Annotated in this window: 15 protein-coding genes, 1 pseudogene and 2 riboswitches; of the genes and pseudogenes, 11 read left to right on the forward strand and 5 right to left on the reverse strand. The window is 68.8% G+C overall.

Annotation, left to right across the window (positions count from 1 at the left end; translation table 11 throughout):
- Positions 1 to 129: 129 nt before the first annotated feature.
- The 4 genes and pseudogenes from IE157_RS03045 (at position 130) to IE157_RS03060 (ending at position 3,446) form a co-directional block, all read left to right on the forward strand.
- Positions 130 to 1,416 (forward strand): aspartate kinase, encoded by a 1,287-nt coding sequence (locus tag IE157_RS03045; protein WP_064846537.1) that lies wholly within the window; start codon positions 130 to 132, stop codon positions 1,414 to 1,416.
- Positions 1,417 to 1,430: 14 nt separating this feature from the next.
- The gene (locus IE157_RS03050; RefSeq protein ID WP_082943329.1) at positions 1,431 to 1,952 is read left to right on the forward strand and encodes a MarR family winged helix-turn-helix transcriptional regulator; all 522 of its coding nucleotides are present in this window, start codon (positions 1,431 to 1,433) and stop codon (positions 1,950 to 1,952) included.
- A pseudogene (locus IE157_RS03055) lies at positions 1,945 to 2,841 on the forward strand (3-methyladenine DNA glycosylase); the annotation flags it as partial. The gene IE157_RS03050 and the pseudogene IE157_RS03055, both read left to right, overlap by 8 nt.
- A 233-nt stretch (positions 2,842 to 3,074) precedes the next feature.
- Complete coding sequence (locus IE157_RS03060) at positions 3,075 to 3,446, forward strand: Rieske 2Fe-2S domain-containing protein (RefSeq protein ID WP_085107873.1); 372 nt, start codon at positions 3,075 to 3,077, stop codon at positions 3,444 to 3,446.
- A gap of 39 nt (positions 3,447 to 3,485) precedes the next feature.
- Here the strand turns inward: IE157_RS03060 and IE157_RS03065 are convergent, their stop codons facing one another.
- Both IE157_RS03065 and IE157_RS03070 read right to left on the reverse strand, forming a co-directional pair.
- A complete protein-coding gene (locus tag IE157_RS03065; protein WP_318281276.1) occupies positions 3,486 to 5,303 on the reverse strand; it encodes a glycoside hydrolase family 15 protein in 1,818 nt (605 codons plus the stop codon).
- A 104-nt stretch (positions 5,304 to 5,407) separates the two neighbouring features.
- The gene (locus IE157_RS03070) at positions 5,408 to 6,250 is read right to left on the reverse strand and encodes an SDR family oxidoreductase (protein ID WP_064846535.1); all 843 of its coding nucleotides are present in this window, start codon (positions 6,248 to 6,250) and stop codon (positions 5,408 to 5,410) included.
- Between the two features lie 234 nt (positions 6,251 to 6,484).
- Between IE157_RS03070 and purS the strand changes: the two genes are divergently transcribed.
- The 5 genes from purS (at position 6,485) to cls (ending at position 12,053) form a co-directional block, all read left to right on the forward strand.
- Positions 6,485 to 6,742, forward strand: a complete 258-nt coding sequence (gene purS, locus IE157_RS03075; RefSeq protein ID WP_035960791.1) for a phosphoribosylformylglycinamidine synthase subunit PurS — start codon at positions 6,485 to 6,487, stop codon at positions 6,740 to 6,742.
- A gap of 2 nt (positions 6,743 to 6,744) precedes the next feature.
- A complete protein-coding gene (gene purQ, locus IE157_RS03080) occupies positions 6,745 to 7,536 on the forward strand; it encodes a phosphoribosylformylglycinamidine synthase subunit PurQ (protein WP_064846534.1) in 792 nt (263 codons plus the stop codon).
- A 160-nt stretch (positions 7,537 to 7,696) separates the two neighbouring features.
- The gene (purL, locus tag IE157_RS03085; protein ID WP_064846533.1) at positions 7,697 to 9,994 is read left to right on the forward strand and encodes a phosphoribosylformylglycinamidine synthase subunit PurL; all 2,298 of its coding nucleotides are present in this window, start codon (positions 7,697 to 7,699) and stop codon (positions 9,992 to 9,994) included.
- A gap of 39 nt (positions 9,995 to 10,033) precedes the next feature.
- Complete coding sequence (locus IE157_RS03090; protein WP_193519064.1) at positions 10,034 to 10,549, forward strand: GNAT family N-acetyltransferase; 516 nt, start codon at positions 10,034 to 10,036, stop codon at positions 10,547 to 10,549.
- Positions 10,550 to 10,562: 13 nt separating this feature from the next.
- Complete coding sequence (gene cls / locus IE157_RS03095; protein ID WP_193519065.1) at positions 10,563 to 12,053, forward strand: cardiolipin synthase; 1,491 nt, start codon at positions 10,563 to 10,565, stop codon at positions 12,051 to 12,053.
- Between the two features lie 178 nt (positions 12,054 to 12,231).
- Here cls and IE157_RS03100 read toward each other — a convergent pair whose 3' ends face one another.
- Positions 12,232 to 13,296, reverse strand: a complete 1,065-nt coding sequence (locus IE157_RS03100; RefSeq protein WP_193519066.1) for an alcohol dehydrogenase — start codon at positions 13,294 to 13,296, stop codon at positions 12,232 to 12,234.
- Between the two features lie 286 nt (positions 13,297 to 13,582).
- Here IE157_RS03100 and IE157_RS03105 point away from each other — a divergent pair, with 286 nt between their 5' ends.
- On the forward strand, positions 13,583 to 13,918 hold the full coding sequence (locus tag IE157_RS03105; RefSeq protein WP_318281277.1) for a DMT family transporter: 336 nt from the start codon (positions 13,583 to 13,585) through the stop codon (positions 13,916 to 13,918).
- Here IE157_RS03105 and IE157_RS13055 read toward each other — a convergent pair.
- Together IE157_RS13055 and IE157_RS03115 are read right to left on the reverse strand one after the other, a co-directional pair.
- The gene (locus IE157_RS13055) at positions 13,851 to 14,225 is read right to left on the reverse strand and encodes an SdpI family protein (protein ID WP_193519327.1); all 375 of its coding nucleotides are present in this window, start codon (positions 14,223 to 14,225) and stop codon (positions 13,851 to 13,853) included. The genes IE157_RS03105 and IE157_RS13055 overlap by 68 nt on opposite strands.
- Positions 14,226 to 14,537: 312 nt before the next feature.
- A complete protein-coding gene (locus IE157_RS03115) occupies positions 14,538 to 15,965 on the reverse strand; it encodes an LLM class flavin-dependent oxidoreductase (protein ID WP_193519328.1) in 1,428 nt (475 codons plus the stop codon).
- 77 nt (positions 15,966 to 16,042) lie between these two features.
- Positions 16,043 to 16,157, reverse strand: a riboswitch (SAM riboswitch).
- Positions 16,158 to 16,285: 128 nt separating this feature from the next.
- Positions 16,286 to 16,377: riboswitch (SAM riboswitch) on the forward strand.
- A gap of 7 nt (positions 16,378 to 16,384) precedes the next feature.
- On the opposite strand from IE157_RS03115, the gene IE157_RS03120 reads away from it, so the two are divergent.
- Positions 16,385 to 17,188, forward strand: coding sequence for an ABC transporter ATP-binding protein (locus IE157_RS03120; protein WP_064846528.1), 804 nt, complete (start codon positions 16,385 to 16,387; stop codon positions 17,186 to 17,188).
- Positions 17,189 to 17,190: the final 2 nt, after the last annotated feature.

Here is a 17,190-nt window from a genome sequence, read left to right on the forward strand (position 1 = left end):
GCGTCCCTCTTTGTGTCCACGAATGCCCGCTCGACTCCGCGCGGCTGCGGGTGAGCGGATAGCATGGATCACTGATCCCGCGAGACCGCCCGTGCGTTCGGGCCGGGTGCCTGCCTGTGAGAGGAATGTATGAGCCTCATTGTCCAGAAGTTCGGCGGTTCATCGGTCGCCGATGCCGACGGTGTCCGCCGGGTCGCCCGGCGAGTAGCCGAGACCAGGAACGCCGGCCACCAGGTGGTCGTGGTCGTCTCCGCGATGGGTGACACCACGGACGACCTCCTGGACCTCGCCGGTGAGGTGGCCCGCAAACCACCGGCTCGCGAGTTGGACATGCTGTTGACCTCCGGGGAACGCATCTCCATGGCCCTGTTGGCCATGGCCATCTCCGACCTCGGCGTCCCCGCGCAGTCCTTCACCGGATCCCAGGCCGGAATGATCACGGACGGCGCCCACGGTGCGGCCAAGCTCGTGGAGGTCAGCCCCCTCCGAGTGCGTGAGGCGCTCGACCACGGCAACGTCGCGATCATTGCCGGGTTCCAGGGCGTCAACCGCTCATCCAAGGACATCACCACGCTGGGCCGCGGCGGTTCGGACACCACCGCCGTGGCGCTCGCCGCCGCCCTGGACGCGGACGTGTGTGAGATCTACTCGGACGTGGACGGCGTCTACACCGCGGACCCCCGCATCGTCCCCACCGCCCAGAAACTGGACCGGGTCTCCTCCGAGGAGATGCTCGAGCTCGCCGCCAACGGCGCCAAGATCCTGCACCTGCGCTGCGTGGAGTACGCCCGCCGCTTCAACGTGCCGTTGCACGTCCGTTCGTCTTTCAGTCACAACGAGGGCACCATGGTCATCCCCAGCCCGCACGAGAACCTCACGCCGCAGAAGGAGATCCCCTTGGAACAGCCGCTGATCGCCGGTATCGCTCATGATCGCAGCCAGGCCAAGATCACCATCGTGGGGGTCCCCGACCGCCCCGGGATCGCCGCGCGGATCTTCCGGTTACTGGCCGACTCCAAGGTGGACGTGGACATGATCGTCCAGAACGTCTCCACCGGCGAGAACCCGCTCACCGATGTGTCCTTCACCCTGGCCGAGTCCCAGGGTGACCTGGCCATGAACCTGCTGCGTGCCGCCGAAGAGAAGATCGGCTATGCGAGCCTGGACTACGACGACGAGGTGGGCAAGCTCTCCCTCGTGGGCGCCGGTATGAAGACCAACACCGGCGTGGCGTTCACGTTCTTCGAGGCGCTCGCGGAGAACGACATCAACGTGGACATGATCTCCACGTCCGAGGTCCGGATCTCGATCATCACGTCCATCGCCAAGCTCGACGAGGCCGTCCGGGCCGTGCACACGGTGTTCGGTCTGGACTCGGACGAGACCGCCACGGTGTACGGGGGTACGGGACGCTGACCCCGGCTTCATCCATGAGTTCTGATTCGGACCCGTCCGAGGATCCCCGGCTCGCCGAGATCATCGACTTCCTGGGTGGTTCGGACGAATCCGCCGTCGAGGATCCGCTGTCCCTGGCGGACCAGCTGTGCTTCTCGCTGTCCGTGGCGTCACGCAGGGTCGCGCACAGCTACCGCCCCGTGCTGGAGCCTCTGGGACTGACGCTGCCCCAGTACCTCGTGATGCTCGCGCTGTGGGATGCCAACCCGCGCACGGTGAAGGACCTGGGCGAGCAGCTCATGCAAGATTCGGCAACGCTCTCGCCCCTGCTCAAACGCTTGGAGGCCCGCGGTTACCTCACGCGGGAACGCGATCCGCACAACGAGCGGGCCCTTGCCGTGACTCTCACGGAGGAGGGCGCGCGTCTGCAGGACGGGGCGCAGGCCGTGCAACCGGAGATGATGCGCCGGTTGCGGTTGTCCCCTCAACAGGTCCGGTTGCTGAACCGCGGGATGCAGCGGTTGATCGACAACACCCAGGACGCCGAGAGTGCATGAGGCGCTGACCCGGGAGGAGTGGTCACGCCGGGCGCACGCGCACGCGGAGCGGGTGGCGCCCCACACCCGGCCGTTCCTGGACCGGCGGTCCCGCGGGGAAAAGCATCCCGTGGAGGACTTCCTGTTCACGTACTACACGCTGTCCCCGGCCCAGTTCACGCGGTGGCACCCTGGGCCCGGCGTCATCCTCTTGGATGCCTCGGAGCGCGAGGGCTGGAAGCACTACCGTCCCGCGACGACCGCGGAGCTCGAGGCGGCGGGCGCGGGGGAGGGCGTGAGCGGCGTCGTCGTCGCGGTGGAGGAATTCGTGGCCGAGCGGGGCACCGCGGTGCGGTTCACGCGCGAGATCCTCGCGAACACCCTGGCCAGGAGCGGGACGTTCGACTGCTTCGGGCTGCATGAGTGGGCCATGGCCTACCGCGCGCAGAGCAACGGTGTGCGCCACGAGGACGCGCCGTTGCGCTTGGGGGCGTCCGGGACGGACGACGTGGTGGAGGCCCACCGGATCCGCTGCTCGCACTTCGACGCGTTCCGTTTCTTCCAGCCCCAGGCCGTGGAACGCAACGAGCTGCAGCCCACGCGCGAGTCACAGCGCCGCATGGAACAGCCGGGGTGCCTGCACGCGAGCATGGACCTGTACAAGTGGGCCTACAAGTTGTTGCCCGCGGTGGATTCGGACCTGCTCGCGGACTGCTTCGACCTCGCGTGGGACGTGCGCGTGACCGACATGGAGGCCTCCCCCTACGACCTCACGGAATGGGGGTACGAGCCCGTGCGGATCGAGACGCCCGAGGGCAAGGCCGAGTACGTCCGGCGCCAGCGCGCCTTCGCGCAGCGGGGTAATCGGTTGCGAGAGCGCTTGGCGGCGACCGTCGAGCGGCTCCTGGACGGGGTCGACGACGCCGCGTCCGCGCCGCTCGATTCCACCGGCTCCGCGCCCCGGTCACGCCGTTCGGACGACGCCGCGGTGCCCGTCCGCGCGGCCGGGCATGATGGCGCGACGAGGCAGTCCGGAGCGGGCGGGCACATCGGCGCTATGGCGCGGACCGGAGCAGTCGGACGGAACGGCGCGAGCGGCGTCGTCATGCAGGGCCGAACCGCTCGGACCCGCGGAGACCGTTCATGAGGCCCGGGGAAACCGCCCACGGATGGGAACGGATCACCGTGGTCTCCGCGGTGGCGGAACCCCTCGACTTCGTGACCGCCCGCTCGAGCGCGGGCCCGGTGCTCGTGACCCGGGATGCAGACGGGGCGCTGCACGTGCTGTCCAACACGTGCCCACACCAGCAGGCCACGGTGTGCCGGGAGGCCGCGGGGCGCGCCGAGAGCTTCGAGTGTCCCAACCACTACTGGGTGTTCGGCCCGGACGGCCGGTTCCTGGGCTCGCGACTGGCCATGGCCGCCGGTCGGCAGCTGCCGCACGACCCGGCCAAGGACCTCCCCGCGGCCGCCGTGGATGTGGTGGACGGCTGGGTGGTGGCGCGCTTCGACTGAGCGGACCTCGGCGTTCGTCGTCTCCTGCTGCAGCGCGTCCTACTCGAGCGCCGCCTGCTCGAGTGCCACGGCGGCGTTGAGCAGGGCCAGGTGGCTGAGGGCCTGCGGAAAGTTGCCCAGAAACGAGTTGTCCTCGGGGTCGATCATCTCGGTGAACAACCCCACGTCATTGGCGAGAGGGAGCATCTCGTCCATGAGGTCCACGGCCTCGTCGCGGCGGCCCACCGTGGCCAGCGCCGCCACGGTCCAGAACGAGCACGCCACGAACGCTCCCTCCTCCTTCTCCATGCCGCTGTAGCGGTACATGAGCGGACCGCGGCCCAGCTCCTCCCGAACGGCGTCGATGGTCGAGGACATGCGGGGACCACGATCGAACCCGGTCATCGCGTGCAGCAACACGGACACGTCCAGCTCGTCGGTTCCCGGGTACCAGACGTACGCGCCCCGTTCCTCGCTCCAGCCCTCGGTCTCGATCCACTCCCGGATCCGTTCCCGTTCCGAGCGCCACCGATCCACGCACCCGGGGATGTGACCGGCCTCCGCCAGTTTCACGGCCCGGTCCAGGCCGTGCCAGCACCCCAGCTTGGAGCTCGTGTAGTGCCGGTGCTCAGGCAGTTCCCACATCCCGGAGTCGGGGCGGCGCCACAGGTCGCACACCGCGTCCGCGAGGTCGGCGAACATCCGGGCGGTGGCGGTGTCCAACACGTTGCCGCCGCCCACGTAGAGGTGCGCGATGTCGAAGACGTCCCCGTACACGCCCAACTGCAACTGGTCCGCGGCGTCGTTGCCCGAGACCACGGGGCCGATCCCCCGCCACCCGGGGGCGTCGTACTCGGTCATCTCGGAGGCGGGGACCTCGCCGTCGAAGCGGTTAAGGACGTGCAGGTCGGGGGTCTGTGCCCGGGCCCGGCGCAGGATCGTGGACACCTGCGCGTGCACGTCCTCCTGCTCCCCCAGTCGCAACAGCGAGTGCAGGGTGTAGGTGGCGTCACGGATCCACGCGAAGCGATAATCGAAGTTCTTGGTGCCCTCCCTGTTCTCGGGAAGGGACGTGGTCGCCGCGGCCGCCACGGACCCCGACGGGCTGTGGCTGAGCAGTTTGAGCGCGAGGGCGCTGCGTTCGACCTCCGCGCGGTAGGGACCGTCATAGTCGAGCAGATCACGCCATCGGCGCCACGTGTCCCGGGTCATGGCCACGTTCTTGCGGATCTCACGGGGCGAGGGCAGGCGCAAGGGCTCATCGTGCGTGGCGACCACCGCGAGCAGGTGCTCGGAATCGGGGCGCGTGGTGAACCGCCCGGAGATCTGCTGGGTCCCCACCTGCGGTTCCCCCGCATCGTCGGTGCGGACCCCCATGCCCACCCGGTTCGTGCGCAGCACGGGCTCCCCCGCGATCATCTCGACCCACGGGGAGACGGTGTTGAACATGGTGCCCGGGGCCACCCGCCACACCATGGCCACGTTCCCGGTCACACCGTCCACCGAGCGGGCCAGTTCGTTCCACGGCAATTGCCCCGTGGACCCCATGTTGAGGCAATCGGTGACCCGCACGGTCCCCGAGGCCGTGGAGAACGTGGTGGTCAGGATGTTGGTCCCGGGGACGTACTCCCGGGTGACCTCGAACTCCTCCTCCGGGCGCAGCTCGATACACCCGCCGTGCTCGGCGTCGAGCAGCTTGGCGAACGGCGGCGCGGAGTCCAGGTCCGGGACGGGGTACCAGTCCACGGATCCGTCCTGGGCCACCAGCGCCACGGTGCGCCCGTTACCCAGGGCTGCGTAGGAACGCAGGTCCACGTAGCCGTCCCGGCGCCGGGACACCTTGTTCAGGAGCTCGGCGCGGTCGGGGGTTGCGTTCACGGGGCTCGTTTCTCTCGTGAGGCGGGACGGGAGGACGGCGGATCGCGCCGCAGGAACGGCACGACCCGCCCTCCGGAGGACTCGGTGACGTCAGCGCGGCCGGGTCACAGGATCGGGCTGCCGCCGGTGACGGCGATCCTCGCCCCGGAGACGTAACTGCCGTCGTCGGACGCGAGCAACACGTACACCGGGGCCAGTTCTGCGGGCTGGCCGGCGCGCCCGAGGGGCTCCGCGTCCCCGAAACTCTCGAGCTGCTCCGCGGGGATGGTCGAAGGGATCAACGGTGTCCAGACGGGCCCGGGGGCCACGCTATTGACGCGGATCCCGCGCTCCCCGAGCAACTGCGCGAGACTCGCCGAGAAGTTGGCGATCGCCGCCTTGGTCGCCGCGTACGGCGCCAGGGTGGGGACCGGCATGTCCGAATTGACCGACGAACTGCCGATGATCGCCGATCCCGGCGCCATGTGCGGCACGGCCGCCTTGGCCAGGTAGAAGTACGCCCCCACGTTGAGCTTGAAGGTGTGCTCCCACTCCTCGTCGGGGATCTCCTCGAGGCTCTCGCGCGTCATCTGGTAGGCGGCGTTGCTCACGAGCACGTCCACCTTGCCGAACTCCTCCACGGCCTTCGCGATCACGGCACGGCAGTGCGCCGCTTCGGACAGGTCCCCGGGGACCAGGACGGCCTTGCGTCCCGCCTCCTCGATGTAGCGGGCGACGTCGCGGGCGTCCCGTTCCTCCTCGGGCAGGTAGGTGATCAGCACGTCCGCGCCCTCGCGGGCGTAGGCGATAGCCACCGCTCGGCCGATCCCGGAGTCACCACCGGTGACAACCGCGGCCTTGCCCTCGAGCTTGCCCGATCCGCGGTAGCTGTCCTCACCGCAATCGGGGACAGGGTTCATCTCGGCCTGCAGTCCGGGGGCCTCTTGCTGTTGTTCAGGGAATCCCATGACAGTGTCCTCTCTGGTGGAGCGGGTCCGGGCGAACTCTCGCGCTTCGCCGACCCGGTGACCGGGAGGACTCCCGGGCGGGCCGACGCTCAGCACACTTTCCATCGTAGGGGACGCCCGTGTCCGGAAACATCCCCTGCGGGCCGCGCACGGCAGCTCTGCCGTCTGCCCGCGGCCCACCCGCGGGCCGATAGGATGGGCGAGGATTGGCCCGTAAGCGCAGGAGTAGTGGAAATGGCCCGTATCGTCGTTGACGTCATGCCCAAACCGGAAATCCTTGACCCGCAGGGCAAGGCGATCGCGAATGAGTTGCCCCGGATCGGGCTCAGCGGTTTCACGGAGGTGCGCCAGGGCCGCCGGTTCGAACTCACGGTCGAGGGCGAAGCGGACGAGCAGGTGCTCGCCCAGGCCCGCGAAGCCGCGGAGAAGCTACTGTCCAACCCGGTGATCGAGGACGTCGTGAACGTCTCCGTGGCCCCCGAGGAGGACTGAGCGTGGCCCAGAACCTCACGGCCGAGCAGACGCCCCTCGTGGCGGACCTCTCCGAACCCGCCACCGATTCTCGACTCGCGGACGTGCGGGTGGGTGTCGTGACCTTCCCGGGCACGCTCGACGACCGCGACGCCGCTCGCGCCGTCGAGATCGCCGGCGGCACCGCGGTGCCGCTGTGGTACGCAGACAAGGACCTCAACGGTGTGGACGCCGTGATCCTGCCCGGTGGCTTCTCCTACGGGGACTACCTGCGCGCCGGTGCGATCGCCCGCTTCGCCCCCCTCATGGACAGGATCGTGGACGCTGCCAATGCCCGGGAGGGCATGCCGGTGCTGGGGATCTGCAACGGTTTTCAGGTACTCACCGAGGCCCACCTGCTGCCGGGGTCCATGATCAAGAACGAACAGCTCAAGTTCATCTGTCGGGACCAGGCGCTGCGCGTGGAGAACACGGACACTGCGTGGACCGGGCGATTCGAGCAGGGCCAGACCATCGTGGTGCCGCTGAAGAACCAGGACGGGCAGTACGTCGCGGATCAGCGCACCCTGGACGAGTTAGAGGCCGAGCACCGGGTGGTCTTCCGCTACGCGGGCGGCAACCCCAACGGTTCCCGCAACGACATCGCCGGGATCACCAACGCGCGGGGCAACGTGGTGGGACTCATGCCCCACCCCGAGCACGCCGTGGAACCGGGCTTCGGCGCCGATCTTTCCGGCTCCGGTCCGGTCCAGATGCGCCAGGGAACAGACGGGCTGGACGTCTTCGTCTCCGCCCTGGAACACCTATTGCGCTGACCCGTCCACGCCGCGCTCGCCCGCAGCGAGGACCGCGGCGTCCCATCCGTTCGTCATCGGGCCAGTTCGGGGAACCGCACCCGGCCCACACCATGCCTCCGCGTGAGCGCCCGCCCGGCACCGCACGCCCCATCGTTCGCAAAGGGATCTAGTAGTCGTCATGAGCGAAACCCACTTCAACCTGGACACCGTGGAGCACGCCGCCTCCACCCCGGACACCGAGCTGCCCTGGGCGGAACTGGGGCTGAACGAGACCGAGTTCGAGCGCATCAAGGAGATCCTGGGCCGCCGCCCCACCGCGGCGGAACTGGCCATGTACTCCGTGATGTGGTCTGAGCACTGCTCGTACAAGTCCTCCAAGGTGCACCTGCGCCAGTTCGGGGACAAGGTCACGGACGAGATGCGCAAGAACCTCATGGTGGGCATCGGTGAGAACGCCGGCGTCACGGACATCGGGGACGGTTGGGCCGTGACCTTCAAGATCGAGTCCCATAATCACCCGTCCTACGTGGAGCCCTATCAGGGTGCGGCCACGGGCGTGGGCGGGATCGTGCGGGACATCATCTCCATGGGTGCCCGCCCGGTGGCCGTGATGGACCCGTTGCGTTTCGGCGCGATCGACCACCCGGACACCCAGCGTGTGGTGCACGGGATCGTGGCCGGCGTGGGCGGCTACGGCAATTCGCTGGGGTTGCCGAACATCGGCGGAGAGGTGGAGTTCGACCCGTGCTACCAGGGCAACCCCCTGGTCAACGCGCTCGCCGTGGGCGTGATGCGCCACGAGGACATCCGCTTGGCGAACGCGTCCGGGACGGGCAACAAGGTGGTGCTCTTCGGCGCGCGCACCGGCGGGGACGGGATCGGCGGCGCCTCGGTGCTCGCGTCCGAGTCCTTCGACGACTCCAAGCCCTCCAAACGCCCCGCGGTGCAGGTGGGTGACCCCTTCGCGGAGAAGGTGCTCATCGAGTGCTGCCTGGAACTGTTCAAGGGCTCGCTCGTGGAGGGCATCCAGGACCTCGGTGCGGCGGGCATCTCGTGTGCCACGTCCGAGCTCGCGTCCAACGGTGACGGCGGCATGCGCGTGGACCTCACCGAGGTCCTGCTGCGCGATCCGTCCCTGACCCCGGGCGAGATCCTGATGTCCGAGTCGCAGGAACGCATGATGGCCGTGGTCACCCCCGAGAAGGTCGCGGGCTTCGAGGCCGTGATGGCCAAGTGGGACGTGGAGTACTCGTGGATCGGCGAGGTCACGGACACCGGCCGCCTGGTCATCGACTACCAGGGTGAGGTCATCGTGGACGTGGATCCCCGCACCGTGGCCCACGACGGTCCCGTGTACGAACGCCCCTACGCGCGCCCCGAATCCCAGGACGCCCTGCAGGCAGCCCACTTCACGGGCTCCCCGGAGGACGCCGCCCGCCCGTCCGGCGCGGAGCTCGGCCCTGCGCTCGTGGAACTGATGGCCTCCCCGAACCTGTGCTCCAAGGACTGGGTCACCGACCAATACGACCGCTACGTTCAGGGCAACACCGCCATGGCCATGCCGGATGACGCCGGCGTGATCCGCGTGGACGAGCGCACCAACCTGGGCGTGGCCCTTTCCACGGACTCGAACGGCCGCTACACCCGCCTGGACCCGTACCAGGGCGCCCAGTTGGCGCTCGCCCAGGCGTACCGCAACGTGGCCACCGCGGGCGCGCGCCCCGTGGCCGTGTCCGACTGCCTGAACTTCGGTTCCCCCGAGGACCCGGACATCATGTGGCAGTTCGCGGAGGCCGTGCGCGGCCTCTCGGACGGGTGCCAGACCGTGGGTGTGCCCGTGACCGGCGGTAACGTCTCCCTCTACAACCAGACCGGCGGCGTGGCCATCAACCCCACCCCGGTGATTGCCATGATGGGCGTGTTCGACGACGTCACGCGCCGCACGCCCTCGGGCTGGAGTGAGGATGGCCAGGCGATCTACCTGCTCGGCGAGACCGCGGACGAGCTGGACGGCTCCGAGTGGGCGCGCGTGCGCGGCCACCTGGGTGGGTTGCCCCCGCGCGTGGACCTGGCCCGCGAGCGCGTCCTGGGTGACATGCTCATCAACATGTCCCGGGACGGGATGATCGACGCCGCGCACGACGTCGCGGAGGGCGGCCTCGGGGCCACGCTCGCCGAGATGGCGTTGCGCTTCGGCGTGGGCGCCCGGATCGGCCTCGGTGAGGTCGCCGAGCGGGACGGCGTGGACCTGTTCACGCTGTTGTTCTCCGAGACGCAGGGCCGCGCCGTCGTGGCCGTGCCGCGCTCGGAGGAGGTGCGCTTCCAGGACATGTGCACCGTGCGCCGCTACCCGTTCGCGCGGATCGGCGTGGTGGACACCGAGGCCGGGGCCCTGGACTTCCAGGGCGAGTTCACGGTGGCGCTGGACGAGCTGAAGACCGCCCACGCATCAACCCTGCCCCGTCACTTCGGCTGACGGGCCGGGGCCAGAGCACGAGAACCCTCGGAGGGAGCCATGTTGGACGATATGCCGCGGCCGGTTCCGCCGCAGCCGTTGCGCACGCAGCGGTTGGAGCTGCGCGCGTTCACACCGGACGAACTCGAGGCCGTGGCCGGGGGCTCACGACTGCCCGAGTTCGCGCCGGGTTTCCCCACCCCCGAGAACGAGGACTGGGCCCGGGAGGCGATCGAGGCCGGTGAGCACTTCTTCACGGAGAGCGACTGCGCCCTGCTCGTCGTGATCCGGCTCAGCTCGGGGCAGGTCATTGGCGCCGCGGGGTTCGCGGGACCCGCCATGGACCACGAACTGGAGATCAAGGGGTCCATCGTCCCGGAGCACCAGAACCAGGGGCTGGCCACCGAGGCCTTGCGCGCGCTCGTGGACCGCGCATTCGAGGACCCCGGGATCCGTGCGGTGCACGGCTCCGTCCCGGCCGACCACGAACCGGCACGCCGGGTGCTCGTGCGCTGCGGGTTCGTGAAACGACCCTCCGAGGGCTCGGAGGACACCTACTACCTGCGGCGCCCCTGACGAACGGTCACGGATGTACCCCTGGATACCCTTCGACCTGCTCCCCGCGGACACCCTGCCGGAGTGGATCCTCATCATCCTGGCGGTCCTGGACCTGCTCCTGAAGATCCTGGCCCTGGGCTGGATCCCCCATCAGCGCCGTCCGTCCGTGGCGCTCGCGTGGTTGCTCGCCATCTTCCTGATGCCGTACGCGGGGCTCCTGTTGTTCGTGGTGATCGGCTCCACCCGGTTACCGCGTAAACGCATGGCCAAGCAGGCCCGGATGAACCACGTGATCCAGGAGAACACCCCCGAGCGCCTCCCGCTGGGGCCCGAGCTCGCCGAGTACCCGGAATGGGTGCGCACCACCGCGGAGCTGAACCAGAACCTGGGTGCCCTGCCCATGGTGGGCGGTAACGACTTCGAGATCCTCACCGACAATCACGATTCCATGGCCCGGATGGCCCGGGACGTGGACCGCGCCACGGACTACGTGCACTTCGAGTTCTACATCGTGGCCGTGGACCAGGTCTCCCGCGAGCTGCTCAATGCCCTGATCCGCGCCCACGAACGAGGTGTGCGCGTGCGGATCCTGATCGACCACGTGGGGTCCCTGGGTTACCCGGGGTACGCGGAACTGGTCCGCCAGTTCAACCGTTCCGGGGTGCCGTGGCGGCGCATGCTTCCCATCCGCCCGTGGCGCGGTGAGTGGCAGCGCCCGGACCTGCGCAACCACCGCAAGATCCTGGTGGTGGACGGCCAGGTGGCCTACACGGGCTCACAGAACATCATCCACCGCTCCTACAACAAGAAGAAGAACCTGCGGAAGGGCCTCGAGTGGAAGGACCTCATGGTCCGGGGCACGGGATCCGTAGTCACCGAGTTGAACGCGGTGTTCGTCTCGGACTGGTACTCGGAGACCGACGACCTCTTGCTGGACGAGACCCCCGCCGCGCTCGAGCACACGGCCGGGCCCATGTACGCCCAGGTGGTGCCGTCCGGGCCCGGGTTCGAGAGCGAGAACAACCTGCGCCTGTTCAACCACCTGATCTACAACGCCAATCACCGCGTGGTGATCTCCAGCCCGTACTTCGTCCCGGACGAGTCCTTGCTCCACGCCATCACCACGGAGGCCCAGGCGGGCGTACGGGTGCAGTTGTTCGTGGGTGAGACCTCGGACCAGTTCCTCGCGCAGCACGCCCAGAACTCGTACTACTCCGAACTCGCGCGCGCCGGGGTGGAGATCTACCGCTACAGCTCCCCCACCGTGCTGCACGCCAAGTTCGTGCTCGTGGACGACATCGTCTCCGTGATCGGTTCCTCCAATATGGACGAGCGTTCCTTCGCGCTGGACCTTGAGGTCTCCGTCCTGATCGTGGACGAGTCGTTCCGCACCCGGATGGAGGACGTCGTGGGGCAGTTCCGCGCCAACTCCACCCTCTTGGACCTGGACGCCTGGGAGAAACGCTCGCTGGGGCGCAAGTTCGTGGAGAACGTCTGCCGCCTTACTTCCGGCCTGCTCTGACGCGCCCCGGACGACGACGCCGCGGGGCCGGGCGCGGCGTCGTCCGTCCCCTCGGTGCCGCCCACCCGGGGCGGGCACGAGTGTCCGTTCCTCGCCCGGGTGCGCGAACGCCGTCGCCGCCCGCAGAGATCGGGGTGGCGACGGCGTCGTGCACGGTGGGCACGGGGCCCGGTGCGGATCAGCCCGCTACGAGCACCGCGCGGCCGTTGAACGTGCGGTTGCGCAGGCCGTCCAGCGCGGAGTTGACCTCCTGTGCGGTGAGCGGAAGCTCCGTGATGGGCGGCTTGGGCAGATCCGTGTCCTGGGCGAGCTTCACGAGCTCCTTGAGCTCGGGCAGGCTGCCCACGAAGTTGCCGCGAATGTTCAGCAGGTTGAACGCGGTAAGCGCGGTGGGGAACTGGTACTGGCCCCCGAACAGGCCCACGCTGACCAGGGTCCCGCCGTTGGCCATGGCGAAGAGCGCGGCGTTGGAGGTGTCCCCGTTGTTGACGAGGTCGATGGCCGCGGCAATCTTCTCCCCGCCGGCCCGGACGATGTCGCCCACGAGGTCCTCGCCGCCCACGGCCACCGTGGCGGACGCGCCCACCGCCTGGGCGTTCTTCAGCGCGGCCTCGCTCATGTCCACGGCCACGATGTTCTCGTGACCCAGGGCCTTGAGCACCGCAATGGTCATCAGCCCTACACCGCCCGCGCCGATCACGGCCACGGGCTTATCCGCGGGCAGTGGCATGATCTTCTTGACCGCTGAGTAGGAGGTCAGGCCGGAGCAGGCGAGCGTGGCGCCGAAGGACGGGTCGATGTCGCCCAGCGGCACCAGGTAGCGCTCGTCCGGCACGTGGACCTCCTCTGCGTAGCCGCCGCGGCGCTGCACCGAGAGGTTGCGCTTCTTCCCGCTGCAGTAGTTCTCGCGGTCCTCCGAACAGGCCTGGCACTCGCCGCAACCGATCCACGGGAACACGATGTACTTGGTGTCCCCGGGCGTCACCGTGGCGTCCGGTCCCGCGGCCACGACCTCCCCCACGATCTCGTGCCCGAGCACCACGGGGTACTGCGCGCCCGCCGCGGTCAGTTCGTAGCGTCCGGCGCTGCCGAGGTCGAAGTACCCGTCCTGGCAGTGCACGTCCGAGTGGCAGACCCCCGAGTTGGTCACGCGGATCATGACCGCGGAGCCTTCCAGTACGGGCCGTTCCACCTCGAGTTCCTGGGCTGCTCCACCCGGCTCCGTGTGCGCGAAAACCTTCATGTTTACTCCTTCGTAGCGTGTGTGGAAGTCGCCTTACCATGTAAGCTGTGTCACCACTCTAGGCCGCCGGGGTGAATTGTCCACGGACTCGCTCCCGTCGGTTCGAGGGATGACGACGCTCGCGCGCCCCCGCGCGGTCAACGGCAACCGCCGCCCGACTTCGGTCACACGGCATGGCTCCGGGTGCCGCCGCGATAGGCTCACCGGCGATGATCTCCTGCCCGAGTAGCGCCACAGCGCCCGACCGTGCCGTCGCCGGTGTTCGCAACCGCCGAGACCGGGTGTCATGAGGCAGGGCAACGTCATGGCCTGGTTCTTCCTGGCCGGGGCCATCCTCCTGGAGGTCACCGCGACGCTCAGCATCAAGGCGGCCCTGGGACAACCCGCCCTGTACGCCGTGGTGGTGCTGGGGTACGCCGGGGCCTTCATGTGTCTCACGCTGGTACTGCGCCGCGGGATGCCCCTGGGGGTCACCTACGGGATCTGGGCCGCCGCCGGGGTGGCCCTCACGGCCGTGCTGAGCCGCATCCTGTTCAAGGAACCGCTCACCCGGGTCATGGCGCTGGGGATCCTGCTGATCGCCTCCGGTGTCCTGCTCGTGGAGCTCGAAGCGAGTCACTGATCCGCAACCTGGCCGCCAGCACCGCGACCTGCAGCAGTACACCCACCAGCCCGGCGACGATGCCCCATTCGGGCCACCCCAGAACGAGCAACACGATCGCCGCCACCACGGCACACACGGCCACGGGAACGGACCACCGCACCCTCGGAAGGGCCGCGGCGTGACCCGCGGACCACGCGGCGTCGGACGTGCGCGTATGCCGGGTCCGGAGGCCCACGGCCCCGTTGCGATCGAGCGAGCCGGCGGCCGCTGCCCTGACGGTCACCACGGTCACGACGCACACCAGGACCGTGCTGAACGACAGCATGATCACTCCGAGCAGGTCCTCGTCCACGGTTCCCTCCGGGTCACGGGCATTTCCTCCACCCTACGACCGTCACGGATCCGGGCACTGCGGGTCCGCTGACGTCATCCGCGAACGCCTCCACCGCAAGGTGCTCCGCCGCAGGGCAGAACCCAGTGGGGAATCCTGGTCGTCGTCAGCTGACACAAGGTCATGACGAGGTCGCTCTCTTCCGCATCGCCAGGGATGGGGCGGTCACGGTGACCGGGGTCGACGACGACGCCCTGCCGGACCTGCGGGACCGGGCGCGAGCGGCGTCGTCGTCGGAGGGAGGTGTCAGCCCACCAGCTCGCGGGACGGCGTGTCCGCGACGGAGGGCTTGCCCACGAACGCGCCGCGGTACTTCGCGGCGGGGTGGGTGTCCTTGACCCGCAGCTGGCCCTCGCCGTAGAGGGACTCGCGCAGGGTGGTGCCCTCGTACTCGGTGCGGTAGCGCCCGCGCTTCTGCAACTCGGGGACCACGTACTCCACGAAGTCCTCGAAGGAACCGGGGCTCACGTGGTAGGCCAGGTTGATGCCGTCCAGGCCGCCCTCGTCCACCCAGGTCTCGAGCTGATCCGCGACGGTCTGTGCGGAGCCCACGAGCACGGCACCCATCCCGCCCAGGGCGCAGTGCTTGGCGATCTCCTCGCGCGTCCACTGCTTGTCCTTGGACTGCAGCGTGAACGGGGTCAGGAAGGACTGGATGGAGTCGGTCTTGATGTAGTTCAGGGCCTCGTCCTCGTCGAACTGGGACAGGTCCACGCCGGACCACCCACCGATGATCGCCTGGGAGGCCTCCAGGTCCACGTATTGCAGGTAATCGCGGTACTTCTCCTGGGCCTGCTCGTCCGTGTCCGCGACGACCACGGAGAGCATCGCGTAGATCTTGACGTCGTCACGGCTGCGGCCCTCGGCCTGAGCCCGGTCGCGGATCTTGTCAGTCACGAAACGTGTGAGGTCCGGGCGCAACCCGCCGATGAACACGGCTTCCGCGTGCTTACCCGCGAACGCCTGCCCGCGCGAGGACGCGCCGGCCTGGAAGATCAGCGGTGTGCGCTGCGGGGACGGTGCCGTGAGCCCCGCTCCGGGAACCGTGAAGTGCTCCCCGCTGTGCCGGATGGGATGGACCTTGGTGGGATCCGCGTAGACACCCGTCTCACGGTTCTGAACCACGGCGTCCTCCTCCCACGAGCCCTCCCAGAGCTTGTAGCACACGTCCAGGAACTCCTCCGCGATCTCGTAACGCGTATCGTGCTCGATCTGGCGCGGCAGGCCCTGGTTCTCCGCAGCGGACGGAAGGTAGGAGGTCACCACGTTGAATCCCACGCGGCCCTTGGTGAGGTGATCCAGTGTGGCGTACTTGCGGGCCAGGGTGTAGGGCTGCTCGTAGGTCACCGCGCTCGTCACGCCGAAGCCCAGGTGCTCGGTCACGGCGGCCATGGCCGAGACCTGCATGAACGGGTCGTTGACCGGGACCTGGGCCCCGTCACGCACGGCCGGAGCCGCGGAGTTCTTGTAGATGTCGTAGATGCCCACCACGTCCGCAAGGAACAGTGCGTCGAACTTGCCCCGCTCCAGCAGCTTGGCCAGCTCCGTCCAGTACTCGATGGTGTTGTACTCGGTGGCCCGGGACCGCGGGTGGCGCCACAACCCGAAGCTCTGGTGATCCACGCAGGTCATGTCGAACGCGTTGACGGAAATCCGTTTGCTCATCTCGGTCAGCCCCTCAGCAGGAACACGACCCGCGCCCCGTGCACCACCTACGGCGGCCTACCTTGCGGGTCCAGCGCGCTTGTGTGGCGCCGTACTTGCCGCATGCGGTGTGTCATGCGGCCCGATCCTCACCTGGGGCACCCCGCTACGGGAGAGGGTTGCCGTCCGACAAGCCAGGGCTAAACGTCGGAACTCGTGATCGTTGTGGCATTGATCCTAACGGGGATCCCCGGTCCTCGGAAACACCTCGGGTTACGGCACGTCACGACGGCGCCCCGGCGCGTCACACGATTTGCACCCGCGGGCTCCCGGCCCGTTCAATGGTGGGGTTCCCATCCGGAGCGGCTGAGAGACCTGGCTCGTTGACGTCGCAGCAACCAGCCCCACGCGGGCAAGGTGCTAATGCCAGGAACGATGGAGTTGATGAATTGAGCCATATCCTCACGCGCCCGGAATCTGCCGTCGACGCCGCGGCGGTCATCTTCGACCGGGTCGGCAAGTCCTTCCCCGCGCACCAGGGACCCGGAACGCACCGGGTGTTGCAGGATGTGACGTTCACGGTGCGCCCGGGCGAGATCGTCTCGGTCCTGGGCCCCTCGGGCTGCGGCAAGTCCACCCTGTTACGCGCCGTGGCCGGGCTCGGCACGGCGAGCGAGGGCGAAGTCCGGATCGACGACTCGGTGGTGCGCGAGATCGACCCGCGCTGCGCCGTCGGCTTCCAGGAACCGCGGTTGCTGCCGTGGCGCAGCGTGGCCCGCAACGTGGCGCTGGGTCTGCCCGACGGGACTCCCGCCCGGGAGGGGAAGCAGCGGGTGGCGCAGCTGTTGGAGCTCGTGGGCCTGTCCCACCACGCGAATCACCGTCCCGCGGAGATCTCCGGGGGCATGGCACAGCGCGCATCCCTGGCCAGGGCCCTGGCACGGAACCCTCGGGTCCTGTTGTTGGACGAGCCCTTCGGGGCCCTGGACGCCCTGACCCGGATCAGGATGCAGGACCTGTTGCTGGACGTGCACCGCGCCGATCCCACGACCGTGCTCATGGTCACCCACGACGTCGAGGAAGCCCTGGTGCTCTCCGATCACGTGGTGGTGCTCGCGCGGGAAACGGCCACGGGCCCCGCGACCATCGCCGAGATCATCTCCCCCGAGCTGGCCCGCCCGCGCTCCCGCGAGGACAGTGAGATCACCGCGCTGCGCGCCCACCTGTTGGCCCTGCTCGGCGTGGAGCGCTGAGC

Origin of the sequence: Kocuria marina (assembly GCA_014652975.1) — a bacterium.
In the GTDB taxonomy this organism is placed as follows: Bacteria; Actinomycetota; Actinomycetes; order Actinomycetales; family Micrococcaceae; genus Kocuria; species Kocuria marina.